The sequence below is a fragment of the Arabiibacter massiliensis genome, assembly GCF_902386925.1.
In the GTDB taxonomy this organism is placed as follows: domain Bacteria; phylum Actinomycetota; class Coriobacteriia; order Coriobacteriales; family Eggerthellaceae; genus Arabiibacter; species Arabiibacter massiliensis.
This window is the reverse complement of record NZ_LR698996.1, coordinates 150,854-175,330: the sequence shown is the minus strand read 5'-3', so window position 1 is coordinate 175,330 and position 24,477 is coordinate 150,854. Positions and strand designations below refer to the sequence as shown.

The window sequence follows — 24,477 nt, the reverse complement described above, 5'->3', positions numbered from 1 at the left end:
GGCCCCCTTTTTGTCATCCTGAGCGGAGGCCGTAGGCCGGAGTCGAAGGATCCCGTGCGGCGCCAGCGGGAAGCGTCACGGCTGGCGCCGCAGGGGATCCTTCGACTGCGCTCACTTCGTTTGCTCCGCTCAGGATGACAAAGTGGGCAGCTCCCGCGTTCGCTCCGCTCAGGATGACAAAGGGCTCCGCTTGCATGTCTCCAGCTTACGCGGCGGGCCTTACGCGCCCTGTGCGCCTGCCTTGCGGTTGCCTTACCCCGCCTTGCGCCTGCCTTACGATCGGCTGCGGCCGCCCGCGCGGGCGGCCGCGTGCCCTATAATGGCGGGGACGAGGGAAGGAGGCCGGCGATGGCGGCGGGCGGATTCGGCATGGTGGACGGGCATCTGCGCGACAAGCGCATACTCGTCGTGGACGACGAGCGCGAGCTGGCCAGCATGGTGGCGGCCATCCTGCAGGGCGCGGGCTTCGCCTGCGTCGACGTCGCGCATGCGGGCGACGAGGCGCTCGCGGCCGTCGACGAGCGCGCGACGGCGCCCGATCGCGCCTACCAGCTGTTCGTGCTCGACGTCATGATGCCGCGCATGGACGGCTTCGAGCTGCTCGCCCGCCTGCGGGAGCGGCCCAGCTGCGCGCGCGTGCCCGTCGTGTTCCTCACCGCGAAGGACGAGCCCTTCGACCGCGTGAGCGGGCTCTCGCTCGGCGCTGACGACTACATCGCCAAGCCGTTCCTCCCCCAGGAGCTCGTGCTGCGTCTGGCCGCGGTGCTCAGACGCTGCTACGCCGAGGAAAGCCCCTTGCTCGAGCTCGACGCGAGCAGCGTGAACCTGGCCACCGCCGAGGTGGAGCGCGCGGACGGCGAGACGGCGGTGCTCACGGCCAAGGAGCACGAGATACTGAGCGTGCTCGCGCGCAACGCCGGGCGCATCGTCACCATCGACGCCTTGTGCGAGGCGTGCTGGGGCACATCGTTCGGCTACGAGAACTCGCTCATGGCGCACATCCGGCGGCTGCGCGAGAAGATCGAGGCCAACCCGTCGAAGCCCGTCTCGCTCGTCACCGTCAAGGGCCTCGGCTACAAGCTCGTGAAGCGCGGCTAGCCATGGCCCGATCGGCCGGCCGGCGGCGCGGGGGCCGCACCCCGAACTTCGCGCGGTTCTTCACGAAGCAGCTGCTGCTGTTCGTGGCGCTCGCATTCCTCATCGTGGTGGTGGACTTCTTCCTGTACACCGTCATCGCCTACCGGGAGTCGGAGGCGAACTTCAACGACGGCACCCCCGCCACGGTCACGCGCGCAGCGGATGCGGCCCTCGCGCAAACGGACGGCGCCTATCGGCTGGACGAGGCCGGCGCCGAGGCGCTTGCGAGCCACGGCGCCTGGGCGATGCTCATCGACGGAAAAGGCGCCGTGGCCTGGTCGCAGAACCTGCCCGACGACGTGCCCCGCACCTATTCCGTCAACGACGTCGCCATGGCCGCGCATTACGACGACGTGGCCGGCTACCCCACGTTCTTCTGGGATCGCGACGACGGGCTTCTGGCCGTGGGCTTCCCGAAGGGCGCGTACTGGACGATGGGCCTTACCTACCCCGCCTCCACCATGCGCAACGCACCGCTCTACGTGCTGCTGGTATTCGCCGTGGACGTGGCCATACTGTTCCTGCTGTACGCGGTGTCGCGTCGGCGCACGCAGAACGCCGTGGCCCCCATCGCCGACGCGCTGGACAAGCTCTCGGAGGGCCGCGCGGCCGAGGTGCGCCTGAAGGGCGACCTGGGCGAGATCGGCGAGCGCCTCACCGAGGTGTCGGGCATCATCGAGCAGAAGGATGCGGCGCGCGTGATGTGGATACGCGGCGTGTCGCACGACATCCGCACGCCGCTCTCCATGATACTCGGGCACGCCGACGCCCTCGCGGCCGACGAGGGCCTGAGCGCCGGCGCGCGGGAGCGGGCGGCCGTCATCCGCGCGCAGGGGCTGCGCATAGCCGACCTGGTCACCGACCTGAACACGGCCTCGCAGCTGGACTACGACATGCAGCCGCTCAAGCTGGAGCGCGTGCAGCTGGCGCGCCTTCTGCGCACCGTGGTGGCCGAGCATGTGAACGGGGGGCTCGACGAGCTGCACCCGCTTGAGCTGGACGTGGAGGAGGGCGCGGCAGACGCCATCGTGATGGGCGACGAGCGCCTGCTCACGCGCGCCGTGGAGAACGCCATCGCCAACGCGCGCCTGCACAACGAGGCCGGCTGCCACGTGGCCGTGTCGCTGGCGGCGCGCGAGGGAAGCGCCGCCGTGCGCGTGGCCGATGACGGCGCCGGTGCCACGCGCGAGGAGCTGGCCGCGCTCGAGGCGCGCCTGGCCCGCTCGCGCACCGCGAAGAGCGCCGCCGGCTCCTACGGCGAGGAGCACGGCCTGGGACTGGTGCTGGTGGACCGCATCGCGCGGGCCCACGGCGGCGCGCTCTCCCTGGCCAGCGACCCCGGCCACGGCTTCGCCGTGGAGATCTCCCTGCCCCTGGCGTGAGAAAACGGAGGGCGGCTCAAAATCCGCGTGCGGCGACAATATTTCTTTGAAGGAGCGCGGCCGTGAACCGTGGTATCGTCAGCGCATGGACCGCCCCGCGCTCTACATATGCGACGATTCCGCCCTCGCCTACTGGCGCTCCCTCGGACCGCACGGCAAGGTTTCCCCCGCACGCGTCGGAAGGCCCCCGATCACCTCCGGCAAACCCAGCCCCGAGCGCATCCGAAGCCTACTCGGCCGCCATCCCGCCCTTGCCCGCGAACCCCTCGACCTGCTCGTGCGCGCCGGCGACGACCGGTTCAGGGGGAACGACGTGCGATGCCGCGTACACGCCTCCCCGTTTCCCTCGGGAAGCTTCTTCGAGATGGAGCCGGGCGTCTTCGTGGCCTCCCCGGAGCTCCTTCTCATACGCCTCTCCCCGAAGCTCTCCCTCCCTCATCTGGCTCAGCTTGGAACGGAGTTCTGCGGAAGATACGGCCTCTCCCCCGAAGACAAGAAGGCGTATGAAAGGCCGCCTCTCACCGATGTCGTTCGGATCGAGTCGCTTGCCGAACGCTGCGCCGGGGAAAGCGGGATAGGAAGGATGCGCGACGCCCTGCGATACATCCAAGACGGATCCGAGTCGCCGAGAGAAACGACTATCTCCCTGCTGTTCGATTTGCCCGTCAGGCTCGGAGGAGGCGGCCTCCCCGTTCCCAAGATGAACTACGTCATTCCGACCACCCGCAACGTCTGGAGGGCTACGGGAAGGAGATCCTTGCGATGCGACCTCATCTGGCCCGATGCGAAGCTGGCCATCGAGTACGACAGCGACCTCCACCATTCCGGGGACGATCGCATCGCCAGCGACGCAACGCGCAGAACCGCCTTGGCCCACATGGGGATAGAGGTGGTAACCGTGGCGAACAGGCATCTGCACAATGCGGCGGAGTTCGAAATGGTCATACGCCACGTTGCCAGCCGTCTCGGCAAACGTCCGCGATTGAGCCCGGCGGGATGGTTGCCGAAGCACATCGAGCTGAGGAACCATCTGCTCGATCCATACTGAGGAGTCAGCCGGAGTGCCAGACCTCTAACGCGGATGCACGACACAAAAACCGGTCGGTTTGGCACTGAACGAACGGAAAAATCAGCCTTGAATGGCCGTCGGTCATTTTCGAATGAACGTTTTCCCAGCTCGCATCAAACAGAAGCGATGCGGATGCGCGCATCGAGTGCCAAACCGACCGGTTTTTGTGTCGTCGGGGCGATCCCGGGTGCACGGGAAGGGGGTCGCGACGCGCTCCCTTACGCGCCGCAGACGCCGATGCCGATGAGGCCGGGCCCGGTGTGCACTACGAGCACGGGGCTGATCTGGCCCTCGTACCACGCTTCGGCGTCGATGCGCTCTCCCAGCTCGGCGCGCACCTCGGCGGCCTCCGCGGCCGCGTCGCCGTTCACCACGGCCATCGTGCGGCGCGGGAACTGCGCGGCGAACTTCTCGGCGCACGCCATGGCCTTCTTGAGGGACTGGCGGCGGCCCTTCGCCTTCGACACCGTCACGTACACGCCCTGCTCGTTGCACGTGATGACCGGGCGCATGTCAAGGAGGCTGCCCACCGCGTAGGTCACGTTGCCGATGCGCCCGCCTTTGTGCAGGTACTCCAGCGTGTCCACGCAGAAGAACACCTTCGTGCTGGCCACGATGCGGTCGGCCTCGCGCCGCACGTCGTCGAGCGTCGCGCCGCCTTCCAGCATGCGCGCGATGGCGAGCACGACGAGCCCGGCGCCCATGCCGATGTTCTTCGTGTCCACCAGGCAGCATTCGAGGCCCGCGATGCCGGCGGAAAGCGAGCGCATGAGCTCGAAGGTGGCCGAGAGCCCGCTCGAGATGGTGACGATCACCGCCTGCTCGTACCCGTCGGCCACGACGCGCTCGAGCACCTCGCGCGCGATGGCCGGCGTGGGCGTGGACGTGGTGGGGATCTCCTGCGCGAAGCGGTCGTACACCTCCTGCGGCGAGATGGTCACCTTGTCGAGGAAGCTCTCGTTCTCGTAGTTCACCTGGAGGGGCACCACGTACATGCCGTAGCGCTCGATGTCCTCCGGCGGCACGTCGGTGCACGAGTCCACGATGAGGGCGATGCGGCTGGTGTCCATGATACCTGCTTTCCGGTCTGCGGGGCGACCCGTTCAATCTAGTTTCCAATACTAGGTTATTGGTTGAAGATAACCAAGTCAAGCGGTATCGAAGATTGACGCGAAACGCCCTTCTTGCTATCCTCGAAGGCGGCTTCGGCGCACACCGCCCCCGTCCAGAGCGAAAGGCACCTTCCGTGAACATCGCGTCCGTCAACGAATCCCCCTACGCCACCCGCCTCGCCGCATTCAGGCTGCCCCGCTACGACGACATCCCCGGCATCGACCTGTACATGGACCAGCTCATAGGCTACCTCGAGCAGACGCTCGAGCCCCTCTACCAGCCCGACGAGAAGATCATCACGCGCTCGATGGTGAACAACTACGTGAAGCAGGGCGTGCTGGCTTCGGCGGCCGGCAAGAAGTACACGCGCTCGCACATCGCCTACCTCATCGTCATCTGCACGCTCAAGCAGACGTTCTCCATCGCCGAGATCGACCGGCTCATCCGCATGCAGATAGCCAGCTTCGACACGCACGTGGCCTACGACTACTACTGCGACGCGTTCGAAGCCGCCCTGCGCGCGCTGTTCTCGCCCGAGCCGTCCAGCCCGCAGGGCCTGATGAGCGGCCTAAACGATGGGGATTTCGAGCGCGATCTGGTGCTGGCGTCCACGGCGGCGGTGGCCTACACCCTCCACATCAAGGCGAGCATCGCGGCGGCCGGTTCCCCCGATCGGTAAACATCCTGCGAACTTTCGGCGGCGCGGCGCGGCGCGCTCGGAGCGCTCGGGTACAATGAAGCTCCCGCCCATCACCCGCCGAACCGTCCGCCGTTAGGAGGCCCGCCTTGGAAGCGCTCATGCTCGCCCTCCTCATGCTGGCCGCGGTCCTCCTCTCCTCGGTGATCGACCAGCTCGTGCCCAAGGTATCCTCGCCGCTCATCCAGATCGCGCTCGGGCTGGCCATCGCGCTTCTCGCCCAGCAGCAGATCAACATCCGGCTCGACCCCGAGCTCTTCCTCGTGCTGTTCATCGCGCCGCTTCTGTTCGACGAGGCGAAGAACGTGGACAAGGGCGCCCTGTGGCGCAACCGCAGGCCCGTGCTGTCGCTGGCCGTGGGGCTCGTCATCGTCACGGCGGTGATCATCGGGTTCTCGGTGAACCTGCTTCTACCCGTGGAGCTGGCTGTGGCCATCGCGCTCGGCGCGGCGCTCGGGCCCACCGACGCCGTGGCCGTGGCGTCGCTCTCGAAGGAGACGGACCTCTCGCCGCGCGCGAAGAGCATCCTGGAGGGCGAGTCGCTCATCAACGACGCGTCGGGCATCGTGGCGTTCCAGTTCGCGCTGGCCGCCGCCGTCACGGGGTCGTTCTCGCTCGTCAACGCCACCACCGACTTTTTGTTCAGCTTCTTCGGCGGCATCGCGGTGGGGCTCGTGCTGGGATATCTCGGCAACCTCATCGTGCGCAAGGTGCGCTCCTGGGGGCTCGAGAACACGACGTTCCACGTGCTGTTCGAGGTGTTCACCCCGTTCATCGTCTACCTCGCGGGCGACGCCCTGGGCACGAGCGGCATCCTCGCCGTCGTGGCGGCGGGCCTGGTGAACGTCATCTCGCCGCGCACCATCGGGCCGTCCATCTCGCGCATGAACATCGTATCCACGAGCGTGTGGCGCGTGGTGTCCTTCGCGCTCAACGGCGTGGTGTTCGTGCTGCTGGGAACCCAGCTGCCGCGCGCCATGCAACGCTCCTGGGACGATGCGAGCATCGAGAACGGCCTGCTCATCGGCGTCGTCCTGCTGATCACGTTCATCTATCTGGCCGTGCGGTTCCTGTGGCTTCTCGGCGTGGAACGCGTGCACGACCGCTCCTTCCCGGCGGAGAGGCGCACGGGCTGGAGGCAGGCCGCGCGCTCGGCGCTCACGATGGCGCTCGCGGGCCCGAAGGGGACCATCACCCTGGCGGTGATCTTCACCATCCCCTTCTACCTGCCCGCCGACGCTGCGGGGGCCTCGGCTCCCTTCCCCCAGCGCGACCTCGTCATCTTCCTGGCATGCGGCGTCATCGTGGTCACGCTGCTGCTCGCCACGTTCGTCGTGCCGCTGCTCGCGCCCAAGAAGCCCGCCTCCGACGAGGACATACGTTGCGACGAGACGCAGGTGAGCCTTCAGATCCTGCGCTCCGTCATCGAGGAGCTGGCCTCGCGCCAGACCCCCGAGACCCGCGCGGCCACGCAGGTGGTGCTCCGCTCCTACAACCAGCGCGTCGCCCGCATCAAGAGCACCAACGACATCGAGCAGGAGCCGAACATCGCGCTTCGGCTGCAGGCCGTCCACTGGGAGCAGGAGCTCGTCGAGGGGCTCATCAACCGAGAGGACATCTACCCCCTCGTCGGCTACCAGTACCTGAGCCGCCTCGGCCGCATCGAGAACATGCTCCGGCACCATCGGGGGCGCTGGTCGGTCCACAACTTCCTGTTGCGCGCCCGCGCCATCCTCCGCTCGGGGTGGCACCGCTTCGTGCGCGGCCTCCCGGGCGCAAGCATGACCGAGCGTACCCAAGCCGTCCGCGACCTGCAGATACGCTCGGCCGAGCACGTCTCGGAGAAGCTGCGCGCGATTCTGGCCTCGCCCGAGGCCGACGTGCCCGCCGAGGACGTGAGCGCGCTTCTGCTGGAATACCAGCGCGCCGTGCGCAACCTGAAAAACGCCAACCCCTCCATCACCGCGATGGCCACCACGGCGGGCAAGGCCGTCGAGATCGAGCGGCTGGGCCTGCGCCTGGAGCTCGAGCAGATCCAGACCCGCTACGAGAAGGGCGAGCTCTGCCGCTCCTCCTACAAGCGCCTCCGCGAGAACGTCTACCTCATGCAGGTTGACCTGGAGGACAATGTGTGAGCGTGTAGACGAGAACGAAAAAAGCCGCCCGAGGGCGGCCTTTTTCGTTCGATCCCCGTTACATCTTCGCGGGGGCGCTCACACCGAGGAGGCCGAGCGACAACGCTAGGACGATGCGGGTGGCGTCCACCAGCGCCAGGCGGGCGTCGCGCAGGGCCGGCTCCTCGCCGATGACGTGGCAGTTCGTGTAGAACGAGTGGAACAGCGACGCGAGGTCCTGCGCGTAGTGCGTCAGGCGGAACGCGGCGCGGTCGCGGGCGGCCTGGGCCACGAGCGGGCCGAAATCGTCCATCTTGCGCATGAGCGCGAGCTCGGACTCGTGCGTGAGCGGCAAGAGGTCCACGCCCTCCGGGATCACCTTCGCGGCCAGGTCGTCCATCGACATCTCGCCGGCCTCCGCGGCCGCGGCGTCGGCCGGATCGGCGGCCTTGCGCAGGATGGAGCAGATACGCGCGTGCGCGTACTGCACGTAGTACACCGGGTTGGAGGCGTCCTTCTTCTTCGCCACCTCGATGTCGAAGTCGATGGGCTGGTCGCTCGACTTCGCGAGCATCAGGTAGCGCGTGGCGTCCACGCCCACCTCGTCGATGAGCTCCTCGAACGTGATCATCTCGCCGGTGCGCTTGGACATGCGCACGGCCTCGCCGTCGCGGAACAGGTTCACCAGCTGCCCCAGCATGATCTCGAGCGCGCCGGGCCAGCCCCAGGCCGCAAGCATGGCCTCGCAGCGGGCGATGTAGCCGTGGTGGTCGGCGCCCCAGATGTTGATGAGGTGGTCGAAGCCGCGCTCCATCTTGTTGTAATGGTAGGCCACGTCGCTCATGAAGTACGTCATCTCGCCGTTGGCCTTGATGAGCACGCGGTCCTTCTCGTCGCCGAACGCGCTCGACTTGAACCAGGTGGCGCCGTCCTCGACGTAGATGTAGCCCTTCTCGTCCATGGCCTCGAGGCTGCGGTCCACCGCGCTCTTGCCCGTCTCGTCGGGCTCGTAGAGCGAGTTCTCGGAGAACCAGCAGTCGAACGTGGTGCCGAAGCGCCCGGTCACGCGGTGCTGCTCGGCCAGCTCGTAGGCGTAGGCGCGGTCGCGGAAGTTCTCCATGCGCTCCTGCGGGTCGGCGTCGAGCCATTTGTCGCCGTCCTCGTCGATGATGGCCTGCGCGATGTCCTTCACGTAGGCGCCGGCGTAGCACGCCTCGGGCAGCTCGACGTCGCGGCCGAGCAGCTGCTGGTAGCGCACGGCCACCGACTCGCCGAAGTTGTCCATCTGGGTGCCGTGGTCGTTGATGTAGAACTCCTCGAACACGTCGTAGCCCGCGTGGCGCATGACGCGCGCCGTGGCGTCGCCGAGCGCGGCCCAGCGGCCGTGGCCCACGTGCATGGGGCCGGTGGGGTTCGCGGAGATGTACTCGAGGTTGATCTTGCGCTGCCCCTCGGGGATGGTGCCGCGGCCGAAGTCGCCCTTCTCGGCGCGCGCCTGGGCGGCCACGCCCTGCAGCGCGGCGGGGGCCAGGCGGATGTTGATGAAGCCGGGGCCGGCGATGTCCACGTTCTGCACGAGGTCGTTCTCGGGCAGGTGGTCGACGATGATCTGGGCGATCTCGCGCGGGTTCTTCTTGGCGAGCTTCGCCGAGCGCATGGCCACGGTGGACGCCCAGTCGCCGTTGGCCTCGTCGCGCGGACGCTCGAGAGCGGCCTCGGGCTTCTGCTCGAGCGCGAGGGAGCCGTCCTCGCACGCGGCCGACACGGCCGCGTCGATCAGCTGTTCAAGTTCTTCGCGAATTTGCATGATGCGCATCTTTCCTGTTCGGCAAGTCCTACATACATATCGACCGATTCTACCATCTTTTCGCGCTTTCGGGACGCACACGGGCCGCGAAGCGGGGCCGCGCCGTCCCCTTATGCAGAAAACATCCACACGACCTCGCGCGGAGCGGTTTTCGTTGGGCGTTTTCGCGGCGCTATGGTATCGTGTGCCCCTTGGGAAGGCGACCGGAAAGGCTGGCCGAGCATGAGCCTCATCTTCGAGCAGGGGAACTTCGAGGACGCGCGAGAGGTGCGCACGCGCGTGTTCATGGAGGAGCAGGGATTCGCGAACGAGTTCGACGAGATCGACGACGATCCCGCCGTCATCCACGTGACCGCCTACGACGGCGGCGCGCTCGTGGGGTGCGCGCGCACGTTCCCCGACCCCGACGCCGCCGATGAGCCGGGCCGCTGGGTGTTCGGCCGCCTGGCCGTGCTGCCCGAAGCGCGCGGTCGCGGCTTCGGCGCGGCGCTTTTGGCCGAAGCGGAGCGCAGGGCGCGCGAAGCCGGCGCGACCGAGATGCGCCTGCACGCCCAATGCCGCGTCACCGCGTTCTACGAGCGCGTCGGCTACGAGCGCTACGGAGACGTGGAGCTCGATGAGCACGTCCCCCACGTCTGGATGCGGAAACCCCTATAAAATGGCATAAAAGGGGACTGTCCCCTTTTATGCCATTATCTCAGCTTTTGCGGCGGCGCCTGAGCGAGGCGGCGCCGGCCACGGCTCCGCAGGCCAGGGCCACGCCTCCCGCGAGCAGCGCCATCTGCGCCGCAGGGTCGCCCGTGCGCAGGAGGGCGCCGGGCTTCGGGCTCGCCGGCACGGCGGGCAGCGGATGGTCGACCATCGTCACGTGCTGCACGTGGCCCTCGTCGGGCCCGAGCTTAGGATCGTCCACCGTGAACTCCACGTCGGCCGCCTTCTGGTAGCCCGTAGGCGCCTGCGTCTCCACCAGGCGGTACGTCTTCCCGGCCGTGAGCACGCCCTCGATGAGGTGCTCCCCGTCGGCCGACGACGTCCACGGCTCGCCCACCACGGCGCCCGCCTCGTCCACCACCTGCAGCTGCGCGCCCGCGAGCAGCGCGCCCGACGGGTCAGTCTTCGCGAAGCCCACTATCACCTGCGGCTCGCGCCACACGATGTTGCCGTTCTCGTCCACCTTGGCCGTGCCCGAGCCGTCCTCGAACGCGACGATGCGCGGCGCGCCGTCCTCCCCCATGGCGAACGTCAGCTTGACGGGGTTCTTCGACACGAGGCTGCCGTCGGGCGCCACCAGCTCCTGGATGACGTACTCGGTATCCATGAGGATGCCCTTGAACGTGAGGAAGCCGTCCGGGCCGGTGGTGGCCTTGGCGACGAGCTGCAGGCCGCCCTCGGGGCCAGCTGCCTGCGGAAGGATGGCCCGCGCGAGCATGCGAGGCGCAGGTGCCACGCGCTTGAACAGGCCGTACACCGAGTTCGGCAGCACCTTGCCCTCGTCGGTCTCCGCCACCTTCTTGATGCGGATGTCGGCGCGGTGCACGTCGTTCACCACCTGGGTGAGCACGCCCTCGCCCTGGCCCGTCGGCGCGAAGCGCGTCACCGTGCCGTCCGTCGCGATGTCGAGCGCGTACACGACGGGGTTGTCGGCGCGCCCGTCGGGCACCGCCGTCTCCTTCACGAAACAGGATCCGGCCACCACGCGCTCGAAGCGCACCAGGCCGCCCGCATCGCTCGCCGCCGCTGCGGGGCTGCCGTCCGCCAGCTTCACCGGCTGCGTGCACGCCTCATCGGCGAACAGCGTGAACTCGGCGCCCTCCAGCGGGCGCACGGCCGCCGGGTCCTCGGCCCCGAGCACCGGGTCCGAGCAGCTCTCGGCGTACAGCTCGAGCTTGTCGAACGAGAACACGATAGGATCGTTGCCCACCGTGCCGAGGTCGATCGAGAGCTCGGTCGCGCCGATGGAGAACTCGCGATGCGTCGCATCGAGCTTGTAGCCGTCGGCCCGCGCCTCTTGCAGATAGTAGTCGCCCCAGGCCAAATCCGCGATGGACAGCACGCCGTCGCCGGCAGGATCGCCGGTCGTGTAAGTGCCCAGCAGCGTGGCCGGATCGCCCGCGGCGTACAGCTCGAACTCGGCGCCGTTCAGCGGATCGCCCGTGGAGGCGTCGGCCTTCGCGAGCGTCACCGTGCCCAGCTTGCGCTCGTTGGCCACGAAGCCGTCCTTGTACCGGGCGTTCTCCACCGTCAAGTCGTACTTCGCCGCCGTGGCGGCATCCACGTTCTCCGCCAGCTCGAGCGTCTCGTTCTGGAACGCGCGGGTGTTCTCCACCGTGAACTCGGCCGTGTAGGGCGCGCTCGCGTCGTACACGTAGCCCACGGGCGCGGCCGTCTCCTGGACGCGGTAGGTGCCCCGCTCGCCCATCGTGAACGACACCATGCCGTGCTCGTTGGTTGACACCGGCGAGCCCACCGGCTGGAAGGCGCCGCTGCCGTCCTGCTTGAACAGGGCGAACTGCGCGCCCGCCAGGGCCTCGCCGCTCGTGCCGTCCACCTTCGCAAGCGACACGGAGGTCTTGAAGCTCGTGTTGTCCATGGCCACGGGGACCACCGTATGGTGCTGGCCCTCGCCCACCGTGAACGTCTGGTGGTCCGTGTCCACCACCGCGCCGTCCACCGTGGCCGTCTCCACGAAGTAGTAGCTGCCCTCGGGAAGGCCTTCCACCTTGATCTTGCCGTCCGCATCGGTGACGAGGCCGGACTTCAGGGGAGAGCCGGCGCCCTCCTCGTACAGGTCGAACGTCACGCCCGAAAGCGCGCCGGCGCCGTCGAGCGTCTTCGTCAGCTCCACGTCGGCCGCGATGGCCACGTTCAGCAGGTTGAGCCGCAGGCCGTTGTCCACGAGGGAGGCCGCGTCCACCATGCCGTCCGTGCCGTCGAGCTGCTGGTTGCGCGTGATGGACAGGACGCCGTCGTCGCCCACGGCCAACTCGATGCCTTCGGCGGGCAGCGTGAGGTGCCCGGCCAGGCGCGGCTCGGTGAGCGTGTACGTCTCGCCCGCTATGAGCTTCCCGTCGAGGTTCCACGCCTCGGTGCCCGACGACGTCCAGGTCAGCTTCGTCTCAGCCGTGTTGGCGAACTTCCCCGCCAGTTCCAGCGTAGCGCCGGCCAGAAGCCCGCCGTCCTCGCCCACCTTCGCAAGCGACGCTTTGATCTGCTCGTTCTTCACCTTGATGGCGTTGCCGTCACGGCTCACGCCGTCCGGCGTGCCCACGAGCGAGAGCGTGCCGTCCGCGCCCATGGTCACCTGGAAGTCGCCCACCGGCTTGTATCCCTCCGGCGGCGTCTTCTCGTGCAGCGTGTAGGAATTGCCGCCCACCAGCATACCCGGGTTCGTCTCGGACTTCGCGCCGTTCAGCAGCTCGCGCGTCTCCTCAGCCGTGCCGCCTGCGAACGTGCCCGCGATCTCGAACGTGGCACCCGCCAGCTCTGTCGTGCCGTCCTCGGCGTACTTCGCAAGCGTGAAGGTGTTCTGCACGTCCTTCACGACGATGGCATGACCCTCGATGGACACGCCGTCCGGCAGCGTGCCGTCGGCCTTGACGGTGCCGTCGGCGTTCATGACGATGGCGAAGTCGTCCATCTTCACGTAGCCGTCGGGCGGCACGACCTCGTGCACCGTGTAGGAGTTGCCGGCCACGAGCTCGCCGGTCAACGTCGCGGACGACGCGCCGTCCAGCATCGTGCGCACCCCGGTCGTACCGTCGGCGAACGTGCCCTTGATCTCGAACGAAGCACCTGACAAGGGATTGCCGCCCTCATCTTGCTTGGACAGCGTAAGCGCGTTCTTAGCGTCCTCGACGACGAAGCGGTTGCCCGCCTCCGCGACCCAGTCGGAGCCGTCCTTGCGCTCCAGCTGGCCGTCGTTCGTCATGCGCAGCGTGGCCGGCAGCGTGGTCGGCAGCGTGTAGCCGGGAGCCGGGGCTTCCTCAGTGAGCACATATTCCGCGCCAGCGACGAGCAAGCCTTCCAGCGGTTCGTCGGACGCAGTCGAGGTCCACGTGCGTTCCGTGGAGCCGTCGGCGAACGTGCCGGACAGCTTGAACCGCGCGGCGGCGAGGTTGGCGCCCTCGGCGTCTACCTTCGCGATGGAGGCCGTGTTCTTGGGATCGCTCACCTTGATGGTGGTGGTGCCGTCAAGCATCACGCCCTCGTGCGCGCCAGGGAAGGACAGCGTGCCGTCCGCGTTCATGATGACGTCGAAGGCAGGCACCGTCTGGTAGCCCTTCGGCGGGACGGTCTCCGTGATAGCGTAGGTGCTGCCGCCCACGAGCTGGCCCGTCCACGTGACGGACTGCGCGGCGTCGAGCAGCGTGCGCGTCTCCTCACCCGTGCCGTCGGCGAACGTGCCCGTGATGGTGAATGTGGCACCGGAGAGCCCCGTCGCGTCGCCGGCCGCGTATTTCTCAAGCGTGAACTCGTTCTGCTTGTTCGTGATAGCGCCATCGCCGGCAACGGTGAAGTTCTTGGTCAGCACGCCCTTGCCGATGGCGAACCCATGAGGCGTGTCGTCGAGCACGTAGCCGGCGGGCACAGCCGTCTCCACCAGGTAGTAGCTATCCCACGGCAGGTCGGCGAACGTCGCTTTGCCCTGGCCATCGGTCGTCTTCGAGGCGACCGCCTTGTCGTCTGACGCCTTGCGCACCTCGAACGTCACGCCCGCAAGCGCGTTGCCGCCCGCATCCTGCTTCTCCACGTTCACCGTGCCGGGCACGCGCTCGTTGGAAAGCGAGCCGGCCAGCAGGTGTGCCTCGTCGGCGGCGATTGTCAGGTTATACGGCGCCTGGCCCACCGCATCCCTACCGATGACGAGCGGCACGTCCTGGCAGCCGTCGGTCACCGTGAACGTGGCCTCGAAGCCGCCGTTCTTGTAGCTGGCGTCCGTCCCCGTCTCCTTGAGGGTGTAGCTGCCCTTGCCCAGGTTCTCGGCCTTGATCAGGCCGTCGGATCCGGTGGTCAGCGTGGTCGTCGTCGAGGAGGTCGACCCCGCAGGCGTGTAGGCAAGATCGAACGCAGCGCCCTCGACGGGCGTCGCGGTAGCCGACGCGTCCACCTTGAGCAGGCTCATGGACGCGTTCATCTTCTCGTTCACGGCCTCCTTCTCAACCGTCGTGCCGTGCGTCGCGTTGTCGAGCGTGAACGCGAGGTGCGTCGCATCGTCTAGCACATGGTCGTTGTCCGTGGCGGTTTCGACGAAGTAATACTCGCCGTTCGCCAGGCCCTCGCTGAACGGCTCGCCCGTGTCGGGATTCGTGCCGGAAGCGCTCTGCGTCGACCACGACGCCTTCCCGTCGCCGTCGATCGCGAGCGTGATGCCGCCGATGAGGACGGTGCCGTTCTTCTTGCACAGGTCGAACGTGGCGCCGGTGAACGGCGCGCCGCCCGTTTCGGTCTTCACGATCTTCGCGTGCGCGAGCGACAGCTCGTTCACGAACGCGAGCGCGTTGCCCGCCACGTCGTCCCAGCCGCCGGAGGCGTTCTTCACTTGCAGCTGCCCAGCAGCCGTCATGCGGATGACCTGGTCGGCGGCCGTCAGGTAGCCGTCGGGCGTCGCGCTCTCATGGAGCGTATACTCGTTGCCGGCGATCAGCTTGCCCGTGATGTCCTTCGGGTTATCGGTCGAAGTATTCCACTCAATGATGGGACTCGTCACATCCCCGACCGTTTCCAACAACTGCAACGTCGCTCCAGAGACAGATTTGCCGAACTGGTCTTTCTTCGCAATAGACAATTTGTTGAGTTCGTTCGTCACCGTGAGCTTGTTGTTCTCCACCGGCGTCCATGGCCCGGCGGCGGACGTGCTCTGCTGCAGGTCGCCATTCTTCGTCATCTGCAGGTACACGTCGGCGGCCAGCTGATAGCCGGGAGCCGGCGCCGTCTCGGCGAGCTTGTACACGCTGTCGGCAATAAGCTCTCCCTCGATTACATGGTTGGTCTCGGAATCCGTGACCTCCCAGGAAATCGGGCCGACGCCCGCCTCGGCGAACGTTGCGCCATCCACACCTGAGAGTTCGAACTTCGTCCCTACGATGCTCTGACCGCTCTGCCCGGCCTTCTCGACGGAGAATTCATTGACTTCATTGGTAATCCAACCGCTGCCATCCGTATCCACCCGATACTCAACATTGGCGCGCTCTCGCGTAACGACCACTTCTTCAATCTTCTGCGTGGGATCAAGTTTGCAGCCGGGAGGCGGAACCGTCTCCACTACTTCATAGGTGCCCTCTGGCACATTCACGAACAAAAGCGATCCACTCATGAAATTCGACGCCGTAGGGATGTTGCCGTTTGAGTCGGTCTCCTTGATTGTGTTTTTAAATACACGATTTCCCCAGTTCGTCTTTTGGCGGTCGACCACTTGGCCCGTAGCCTTATCGCGCAACTCGAACGTAGCACCAACGCCTGGGTACTGCATTTCCGTTCTACTTTTCCAAAGGAGCACCGTTGCGTTCAGCGGCTCGTTCGTTATAATGCCGCCGTCCTTGGTCACGGTTGCCACATCGCCGAAGGAGCCGCCGCTCTTCCAGGTGAAGTGCTGGCCCGCTCCGTCCACGGTGAACGTGTCGGTGACGAGGGGATTGTCCTTGTCGAACACGAAGTCGTCGTACGTGGCGACTTCCTTGAAGTAGTACGTGCCCTCGGGCAGGCCCCGGCTGATGGGCTCCCCCGCCATCGCCGTGTCCAGGTCGCTCGCAAACTTGAGCGTCGAGTCCTGCGTGGTCACCTTTCCGTTCGCGTCGCTCACGAAGTGGCCGGTATTCACCAGCGTGTCGCCTGTCGTGCCCTTCAGGTACAGGTCGAAGCTCACGCCCGCGAGCGTCTTGTTCGTGCCGTCGTCCTTCAGCGTGGTATCGTGCTTCACGAACTCGGCGTGGCCCACGATGCGCTCGTTGCGCATCGTGAACGAGTTGCCGTTCTGGGAGTTCTTGAACGTCCCGTTGGCCCCGTCGAACGCTTGGCCGTTATGCAGGTCGGTATTGGTTACCTTGCCGTACTCGTCGATGGTGAACTCGATCACCTGCTGGGCCTCATGGTTCGCCGTCACATAGCCCGCTGGCAACGTCCCCGTCTCGACCACGCGATAGGTGGCATCGCGCTCGAGCCCGCCGAAGTCGTGGCCGGCCGCAGCATCCACCGCCGTCGCCGGCGTCCATGCAGCGCCGGGCACGGGTACCCACGTCGCGCCGTCGCGCTTCTGCAGCTCAAGCGTCGCGCCGGCGACGCCCGCGCCCCACTGGTCGAGCTTCTTCACGGACACCTTGTTCGCCTCGTCGACCACCTTGATGGTCTGGACGTCGGCGCTGCCGCCGCCCGAGAGCACCGAGAGCTTACCGTACTTGTCGACCTCGAACTTCACATCCTCGAACCTGCCCACGTCGGGGTCGGTGGGAGCGGTGTCCTCGCTCAGCCAGTACGTGCCCGCCGGCAGGCCGGCGATTTCCCAGGTGAACGATTCGCCCCTCGAAGCCGTGTACTCGAAGGGGCCGTCGGAATCGAAGGGATCTTTCGCAAGCCCGCCCTTCGTCCCGGCGTTGTCCTCGTAGATCCTCAGAACCGCGCCGGCCAGGTCGTTGCCCGTAGGCGTGGTCTTATTCACGGCGATGAGCGTCTTCGCGTTCTCGATGCCAGCGCTCGCGCCGACGGCTTCCGGAGCGTTCGCGGGCGCGTAGTTCACGCTCCAAGCGCCGCCCGCAACGGCGGGTGCCGCCACCGAGAAGCACTTCATGCCCTCGTAGGCGGCGTACCCCCGCGCGGGGTCGACCTCCTCCAGGCCGTAGTCGCCCCACGGCAGGCCCGAAATCACAAGCGTACCGTCAGCGGCCCTATTCTGAAGCTCCTCCGAACCGACGCCGTCCGCATAGCTATACGAGCCATCCGCGTTAGCTTCCACCTTCACGGCCACCTTCTTGCCGCCGTTGAAGCCGTTGGGGTACAGGTACAGCTTGAACGTGGACTGCGGGTTCAAGCTCCCCGCGCCCTCGAACGTCTTCGCGATCTCCACCGGCACTTTGCTCGTAGTGCGCTTGTTCTTCACGGCGGCGGATGCGATGGTGCTCGACCCCGCATCGCCGGTGGTGAACTGGCATGTGGCCTCGCTGTAAGCCAGCACCTGGTACTTGCCGGGAACGCTGGCCAGGTCTTCCTCGTAGTAGTACGTCGTGTACTTCTCCAGTCCGTAGAACGCCACGATGCCCTGGGCATTCGACACGGCCGTCTTGACGAGCTTGGTGCGCGCCGCGTCCTCGTACAGCTTGAACACGATCCCCGCGATGGGCGTGGCCTTCTCGCCGAACTCGTCGGCCTTCACGAACTTGTAGATGGCCTTCTTCGTGAGCCATCCCCACGAGCTGGAGTCGACCTCCGCCTCGCAGCGGTCGAAGCCCTCCTGGCCATCGGTGGAGACGAGGTTCACCTTGTTCGTGACGGAGTTTCCTGAGGGCGCGCTCACCACCCGCGCCCGGTACTTCAGCACGTAGGACGCGGTGCCGTCAGGCAGCCCCACCTTGAGCACGGCGCGATCCGCGCCCGCGTCGTAGGCGAGCTCCTTCGTCCATGCGGATGCGTCCACCGCAGCGCCCACGGCCTCGGCGATCGCGCCGCCCTCCTCATGCTTCGCGCGGTAGAGCGCCACCGAGTCCGGATCGATCTCGATCGACGGGTCGGGCGTGTCGGTGATGACGGCGCCGGCGAGATCCGAGCCGTTCGGGTTGATGTTGATGCGGTATTCCAGGTAGCCGTCGGCCTGGTGCGACCCGTCGGCGCTCTTCGCCACCAGGCGGTTGTCGATGTCGTCCGAGTCGGCCGCACCCGTGCACGTCACGTCAACCGGCGTGCCGCCTTTGAATGTATCGGACGAGGCCGTGGCCTTGTTAACGGGCCGAAGCGAGAACGAGCCGCCGTACTTCTTCTGCAGCCGCTGCAGCTCGGCCTTGTCGAGGGTGAGCCAGAGGTCCACCGTGTAGCATGCCGAGGTGTCGCCGAACGACGCGTCGATCTTCCTGTCGGCGATCCACTTCGCCACCTGCGTGGCATCGGTCACGTCAGCCGTCGTATCGCCCTCCGTCTTCGTCACCTTGATCGCGTGCGCCGCGTCTGTGGCGATGTTCCACTTGTCGGCGGGCACGTCGTCGATCTTGGCGCCCGACGCGTCCACCACCTGCGTCGCCAGCGCGCCCAGGTTGTCGGAGAGCTTCAGGTTCTTGCTCGGCATCTGGTTTTTGTTGAGCACGATTTGGTAGTGCACGTAGCCCGTGGAACCGCCGCTCGGGTCGTCCACCACGGAGTAGTCGCTCGTCTTGGCCAAGAACTCGTTCTGGAACGTGCGCCGGGCGGTGTCGTCGGCCTGGAACTTGCGGTCGGCCCCCTGGTACACGTCGAGATGCGCCGCGTTCACGTACTCATGGTTCACCATGTTCTCGTTTTGGAAGTTGAGCGCCTTGGTTTTGAAGGATATCTCGATGTCGTTGAGATCGTAGTCGGTCTTGTCGAACGTGAAGGTCAGGCGGGATCCGGCGCGGCTGAACACGGCGGCCAGCTCGGCGGCCGAGAGCGGGACGCCCCCGCGCTTCACGACCACGGAGCCGTCGACGAATTCCTGGTCGGCGGGGATATCGTCGGTTATCACGCCGCGCGTGTAGTTCCCGGTGCGCGTGGAGGGCTTGATGGTCCAGTCGATGACGCCGGTATGGGAATCGTAGTCCGGCGTCTCCTTGTCCAGGTACACCACCTGGAAGTCGGTGCCGATGTTCAGCGGCCTGGGTGCGACGCCCGGCCCGACGCCTGTGCCGCGCGGCCAGTTGTAGGTCATCCACGCCGTGTTCGGAAACTTTATGGTCTCGTCGGGTTGGGCGGAGGCGTTGATGTTCGTGTCGAACGTGATGTGCCGCTCGTCGCTCACCGTGCCGGCGAAATGGATCTCCATGAGCGTGGATCCGGGATTGTCAAGATCGGGCGTGATGAGGGCGTAAGTCTGGTCGGTCGGGGTCGGATTGGGATTCACTGGCACCTTGTCCTTGCCCACCATGAGCGTGCCGTCGATGTAGGCAGCGCGCTGGTCCAGCCGGTCGTACACCACCACGTTCTGAGCGCTGCCCGCGGCATCCTTGTTCACCACGATATCCCAGGCGATGATGCTGCTGTTGAGCGGCGTGCCCTGCTTGTCCAGGCCGAACGGGGGCACGGTCGCGGAGCCGGCTGCGTGCGGATCGCCCGTCACCGTGACCGACGAGTTGACGGGAGCGCTCATCTGCGCCTCGTTGCCCAGCGTCTGCTCGCCATTGGCGGCGGCCTTCAGCACGTCGTCCGCCACGTCGGCCGTCACGGTAAGCTCGTAGGGCGCCACGGCGGTCGAATCGTCCGGGAACGTGTACTCGAAGCCCGCGGGCGTCTCGGTCACGGAAAGCTCGTTGCCCTGCGCGTCGCGCACGACGACGCGTTCCTGCTTGGCCTTGTCGTACGTGTCGGCCACGGTGACGCCCTTGAGGGGCGCGCCGGCCGACTTGGGATCGGTGCCCACGGCGATGGTCCACGTCACCGTACCCTCGCCCTTGTTGAAGACGCCGGTCTTCTCGATGCCCTCGAGGTCGGTGGACGACTTGGGGGCTTCGAACACGTACGTGGTGCCGCCCGTCTGCAGCGTCCACTCTTCCTCGATCGGGCCGGTGCTGCTCAGCTCGTCCCCGTTGAGGTCGAACTCGCACGCCACGCCGCCGACGATGTCGATGTTGCCCTCGTCGATGTTCACGGCCTCCGCGAACTCCACGCGTATCACGCCGCCCACGATGGTGAACGTGCCCAGCACGTCGCCGGTGGGCGCCACGATGTTCTGCGGAGTCGGATTGTCTGCGATGGTGAATATGCGCGGGAGCTTGTAGCGGTAGTAGTCGCCCTTCTCGATGGCGCGGGTCGCGTCGTCGAGCAGGATCTGGAAGTCCACCTCCATGCTCATCTTCCCGATGGAGGCGAAGGGCACGCTGGAGAAGTCGAGGTGCTTTTTGCCGGCGGCGTCCTCGGTGACGGGCACCTCGTGCTTCTTGCCGGCGGCATCCAGGTAGGAGAACGTCACGAGCCCCAGATCGAGCTGGTCCGTGTCCTGCGTGACGTCCGTGCCGGTGGAGGCCGGCGCGGCGAGCATCATCGGAGCCGCGCCCAGGACCGCGTCGTCCTCGGGGGCCGGACCGGCGTCCTGCGGCTTCGCAGGGAGCGTGAGCGTGGCGGCCGCGCCGCCTTGCAGGGGCAGCTCCACGGTGGCGGGCTCGTCCTTCAGCGCGCCGTCGGCGAGCGCGAGCGGATAGGCCAGCCCCAGCTCGAAGGCTTCCACGGCCTCGGCGGCCGCCTCGGTGAACGTGACGACCAGCGCGCCGTCCGCAAGGGCGAGCGTCGCCCGGTCGCCCAGCTGATCGTTGGCAGCGGCCAGCTGCTCGCTCGCGGGCAGGGCGCACCACGCCTGCGGCACGGACACGGCGAACGTGTCGCCCGCGCGCACGGCGCCCGGCTGCACCGTCGCCTTGAGGCGCAGCTCGGCGTCGGCCAAAAGCTGCGGGTCGACGCCCGAGGCATCCACGTCGCCCTCGGCATCGGCCGCAACGAGGGCCTCGGCGCCGTCGGCGTCCACGTAGGCCAAACCAGCCAACGCGATGTCCAGGACGCCCTCGTCATCGGTGAGATCGCGCGGCTGAGGATCCTGCGGGGCCTCGCCGGCGGGGCCGTCGGTCTCGGGGCCCTCCCCTTCGCCCTCGCCTGCGGAGGGCGCGCCCGTGCCGGGCTCGGGGTCTGCGCCGAGCTCGCCCGTAGGAGCGTTCGAGCCTTCGACGGGCGGCGCGGTCTCGACGACCTCGGAGCCCTCGCCTTCGCCGACGGCCGCCAGCTGGGACCCGGGCTCGGCGCCCGGATCGGCCTGGGCCGCGAACGCCTCGAAGGGCACGCCCATGAAGGCTATGAAGAATGCGAGGGCGACCGCAGTCGCCTTTCGTCCCAGAGCAGTGGCGTGTTTGAGCGATGTTGATGCCATGGTTCGATCCCCCGTTGAAACAGATGCTGCGCATCAGGTGTCATTCTGGTGCTTATGGTATCCCTCCCGCTCTTGAAATGCATGCTGAACGGGGGTTTTACCGTTCGTTTCAACGAAGTTTTTAGGGGATTTGCCCCAGCCCGACCGATGTGCTAGCCGTCTGCGTCGCGCGCTGCCCGGCCGCCCCGCCCCGGACGCAGGGAAGGCCCCCCGAAGGGAGCCTTCCCGAAGGCGCAGGGAAGGCCCCCCGAAGGGAGCCTTCCCGAAGGCGCGGGGACGAAGGAGCCCCGCAGCCGGTCGATCGGAGCCGGTCGCGCTAGGCCATCGCACCCGGTATGATCATCATCGCCGCAGTGAGGATGATGATGCAGGCCACACCCAGGATGATGAACAGCTTGCCGCCGAACTTCAGCCAGGTCGAGTACTCGACCTTGGCCAACGCCAGGCCGCCCATGATGGCACCGGACGTGGGGGTGAACAGGTTCACCAGGCCGTTGCCGGCGCTGAAGATCATGATCATGACGTCAGGCGAGAAGTTGAGCGAAGCCGCCAGCGGGCCCATGATGGGCATGGACACCGTGGCCATGCCGGACGACGACGGGATGAGGAACGACAGCACCACGTAGAGCAGGAACGACATCGGGGCGAAGATGATCGCCGACAGGCCGTTCAGCGCGTTGGCCGCGTTCTCGAGGATCCACATGTCCAGGCCGGTCTCGCCCATGAGCACCGTGATGGAGCGGGCGAGCGCGATGATCAGCACGACGCTCATCATGTCGGCCGCGCCGTTGATGAAGGCCTTGACGAAGCGGCTCTCGGACACGCCGCCCACGACGCCGATGATCAGCGCCATGATGAGGAACCACGTGGAGGCCTCGTCGAAGTACCACTGCCCCAGCGGAAGGCCGGTCAGGAACGCGGACCAGCCGTCGGAGATCTGCTCCTCGGTGGTCACCGTGCCCTCGACCTCGCCGTTGAAGGCCAGCTCGCCCATGTCTCCGTCAGCGTAGACCGCGGAGATGTCGTCGCCGCTGACCTGGGTCGTCATTTCCTCGGTGGCAGCGCCGGCGTCGAAGATCTCCACGCCGAAGTCGCCCCACGGGATGAAGCCGATGATCATGACCACGAACGTGAGCGCGAACACCACGAGCGTCCACTTCTGGCGCCCGGTCATGAGCTTCTTCTCCGTGTTCGCCTCAGCCGATCCGGCCTCCTGCTGGGCCTCGCCGAATTCGGCCTTCATGGTCTCCTGCTCCTGCAGCGACAGGATGGTGGAGCCCTTGTTCTCCTTGACCTTCTTCGCGTAGCGCATGACGAAGACGATGGAGATGGCCAGCGTCACGAGCCAGAGCACGACGCCGAGCAGGATGATGGTGCCCTGGTTGATCTCGATGCCCGTGCCGGACAGCGAGTCGACGGCCGCGCCCACGGCGAACGGGTTCACCGTCGAGCCGAGCACGCCGCAGCCGGCGCCTAGAAGGACGACCGCCGCGCCGACGACGCTGTCGAAGCCGGCCGCCACCATGGTGGCCGCGAGCAGCAGGTAGAACGGGACCGTTTCCTCGCACATGCCGTACGTCGTGCCGCCGATGGAGAAGATGAACATCAGAATCGGGATGAGCACGAGTTCGTTGCCCTTGAGCTTCTTCACCAGCGCGGCGATACCCGCGTCCAGCGCGCCCGTCTCCGTCACGATGCCCAGGAAACCGCCCAGGATCAGAACGAACAGGCACACGGGCAGGGCATCGGTGAAGCCCTTGACGGGAGCCGTCGCCACGTTGGCGATGGTCGCTCCCTCGACTCCCTCAACGCCGGCGAAAGACATCGCCACCGTGATCAGAGCAAGCGCAACGAGCATGATGAGCAGGATGGTGAATGACGATATAGATCGCTTCTTCTTGCTTTTTTCCTTCGCTTTCTCGGTCATGACAACCCCTCCTTATAGAGGATCGAGATGAATACTGTGGCGAACGAGAAATTGCACGCGAGCCGGCCGGAAGCATAACCGCACGACCCGCGGGTACCCCTTTTCCGGGCGGCACCCGTTCTACGCGGATGCCGCCCGTTCAACGAACTGCCGGGTCATCGAGGCGAGTGGCGCGCCCCGAGCCCGGGTGAAGCAGGTTCTTACGCCGTGATGACCGTGCCGGTCTCGCCGCGCAGGCCCGCCGCGGCGCACTCGAGGCTCGTGATGAGGGCCTTGCCGGCCGGGTACTGCTCGACGTACTCGATGCACGCCTCCACCTTAGGCAGCATCGAGCCGGGGGCGAACTGGCCCTGGGCGATGTACTCCTCGGCCTCGGCCACCGTCATCTCGGAGATCTCGGCCTGGTCGGGCTTGTTGAAGTTCACGCACACCTTCTCCACCGCGGTGAGGATGATGAGCATGTCGGCCTTGAGCTTGCGGGCGAGGAGCGCGCTCGAGCGGTCCTTGTCGATGACGGCCGGCACGCCCTCGTAGGCGCCGTCGACCTCGAACACCGGCACGCCGCCGCCGCCCGTGGAGATGACGACGTAGCCGTCGTTGACCAGGTCGCGCACCGCGTCGAACTCGACGATGCGCACGGGCTTCGGGGAGGCCACCACCTGGCGCCAGCCGCGGCCCGCGTCCTCCTTGTAGGTCCAGCCGGTCTCGGCGGCCTTGGCCTTGGCCTCCTCCTCGGAGAGGAACGCGCCGACGGGCTTGGTGGGGTTCTGGAACGCCGGGTCGGCGGGGTCCACCACGGTCTGGGTGATGACGTTGGCCGTGGAGCGCAGGATGTTGCGGGCCTTGAGCTCGTTCAGGATCGCCTGGGAGAGCTGGTAGCCGATGTAGCCCTGGCTCATGGCGCCGGCCTCGGGGAAGGGCATCTCCGGCGTCTTGCCGTCGTTGGCGCTCGCGTAGGCGAACGCGTTGTTGATCATGCCGACCTGCGGGCCGTTGCCGTGGGAGACCACGACGTTGGTGCCGTCCTCGATCATGTCGACGATGTGGGTCGCCGTGTTCTTCACCAGGTCGAGCTGCTCCTGGGGCGTGTTGCCCAGCGCGTTGCCGCCGAGCGCGATGACGACGGTCTTGCCTTCGCCGATTGTGTAGGGCATATCAAATCACCTT

At 66.8% G+C, this 24,477-nt stretch carries 11 protein-coding genes; 6 read left to right on the top strand and 5 right to left on the bottom strand.

Annotated elements, in window-relative coordinates:
* The first annotated feature begins 348 nt into the window (after window positions 1-348).
* The 3 genes from FX134_RS00710 (at window position 349) to FX134_RS00700 (ending at window position 3,567) form a co-directional block, all read left to right on the top strand.
* A complete protein-coding gene (locus FX134_RS00710; protein ID WP_197735957.1) occupies window positions 349-1,098 on the top strand; it encodes a response regulator transcription factor in 750 nt (249 codons plus the stop codon).
* A gap of 2 nt (window positions 1,099-1,100) precedes the next feature.
* Window positions 1,101-2,519, top strand: a complete 1,419-nt coding sequence (locus FX134_RS00705; protein WP_080797073.1) for a sensor histidine kinase — start codon at window positions 1,101-1,103, stop codon at window positions 2,517-2,519.
* Window positions 2,520-2,604: 85 nt separating this feature from the next.
* Window positions 2,605-3,567 carry a hypothetical protein gene (locus FX134_RS00700; RefSeq protein ID WP_080797072.1) on the top strand — a complete coding sequence of 321 codons (963 nt, stop codon included), beginning with the start codon at window positions 2,605-2,607 and terminating at the stop codon, window positions 3,565-3,567.
* A 239-nt stretch (window positions 3,568-3,806) separates the two neighbouring features.
* Here the strand turns inward: FX134_RS00700 and FX134_RS00695 are convergent, their stop codons facing one another.
* Window positions 3,807-4,658 (bottom strand): DegV family protein, encoded by an 852-nt coding sequence (locus tag FX134_RS00695; protein WP_080797071.1) that lies wholly within the window; start codon window positions 4,656-4,658, stop codon window positions 3,807-3,809.
* A gap of 176 nt (window positions 4,659-4,834) precedes the next feature.
* On the opposite strand from FX134_RS00695, the gene FX134_RS00690 reads away from it, so the two are divergent.
* Both FX134_RS00690 and FX134_RS00685 read left to right on the top strand, forming a co-directional pair.
* Window positions 4,835-5,380 carry a DUF1836 domain-containing protein gene (locus FX134_RS00690; protein WP_080797070.1) on the top strand — a complete coding sequence of 182 codons (546 nt, stop codon included), beginning with the start codon at window positions 4,835-4,837 and terminating at the stop codon, window positions 5,378-5,380.
* 107 nt (window positions 5,381-5,487) lie between these two features.
* Window positions 5,488-7,533: a cation:proton antiporter gene (locus FX134_RS00685; RefSeq protein ID WP_080797069.1), complete on the top strand. Its 2,046-nt coding sequence runs from the start codon at window positions 5,488-5,490 to the stop codon at window positions 7,531-7,533.
* Between the two features lie 58 nt (window positions 7,534-7,591).
* Here FX134_RS00685 and argS read toward each other — a convergent pair whose 3' ends face one another.
* Complete coding sequence (argS, locus tag FX134_RS00680; RefSeq protein ID WP_080803599.1) at window positions 7,592-9,319, bottom strand: arginine--tRNA ligase; 1,728 nt, start codon at window positions 9,317-9,319, stop codon at window positions 7,592-7,594.
* A 222-nt stretch (window positions 9,320-9,541) separates the two neighbouring features.
* Between argS and FX134_RS00675 the strand changes: the two genes are divergently transcribed.
* Complete coding sequence (locus FX134_RS00675; RefSeq protein WP_080797068.1) at window positions 9,542-9,976, top strand: GNAT family N-acetyltransferase; 435 nt, start codon at window positions 9,542-9,544, stop codon at window positions 9,974-9,976.
* 40 nt (window positions 9,977-10,016) lie between these two features.
* On the opposite strand, the gene FX134_RS00670 is transcribed toward FX134_RS00675, so the two are convergent.
* From FX134_RS00670 to arcC, 3 genes are all read right to left on the bottom strand, one after another.
* Entirely contained in the window at window positions 10,017-21,383 is an 11,367-nt protein-coding gene (locus tag FX134_RS00670; protein ID WP_143412104.1) for a SpaA isopeptide-forming pilin-related protein, read from the bottom strand.
* A gap of 316 nt (window positions 21,384-21,699) precedes the next feature.
* The gene (locus FX134_RS00665) at window positions 21,700-23,310 is read right to left on the bottom strand and encodes a YfcC family protein (protein WP_080797066.1); all 1,611 of its coding nucleotides are present in this window, start codon (window positions 23,308-23,310) and stop codon (window positions 21,700-21,702) included.
* A 200-nt stretch (window positions 23,311-23,510) separates the two neighbouring features.
* Window positions 23,511-24,464 (bottom strand): carbamate kinase, encoded by a 954-nt coding sequence (gene arcC, locus FX134_RS00660; protein ID WP_080797065.1) that lies wholly within the window; start codon window positions 24,462-24,464, stop codon window positions 23,511-23,513.
* Between the last annotated feature and the right edge of the window lie 13 nt (window positions 24,465-24,477).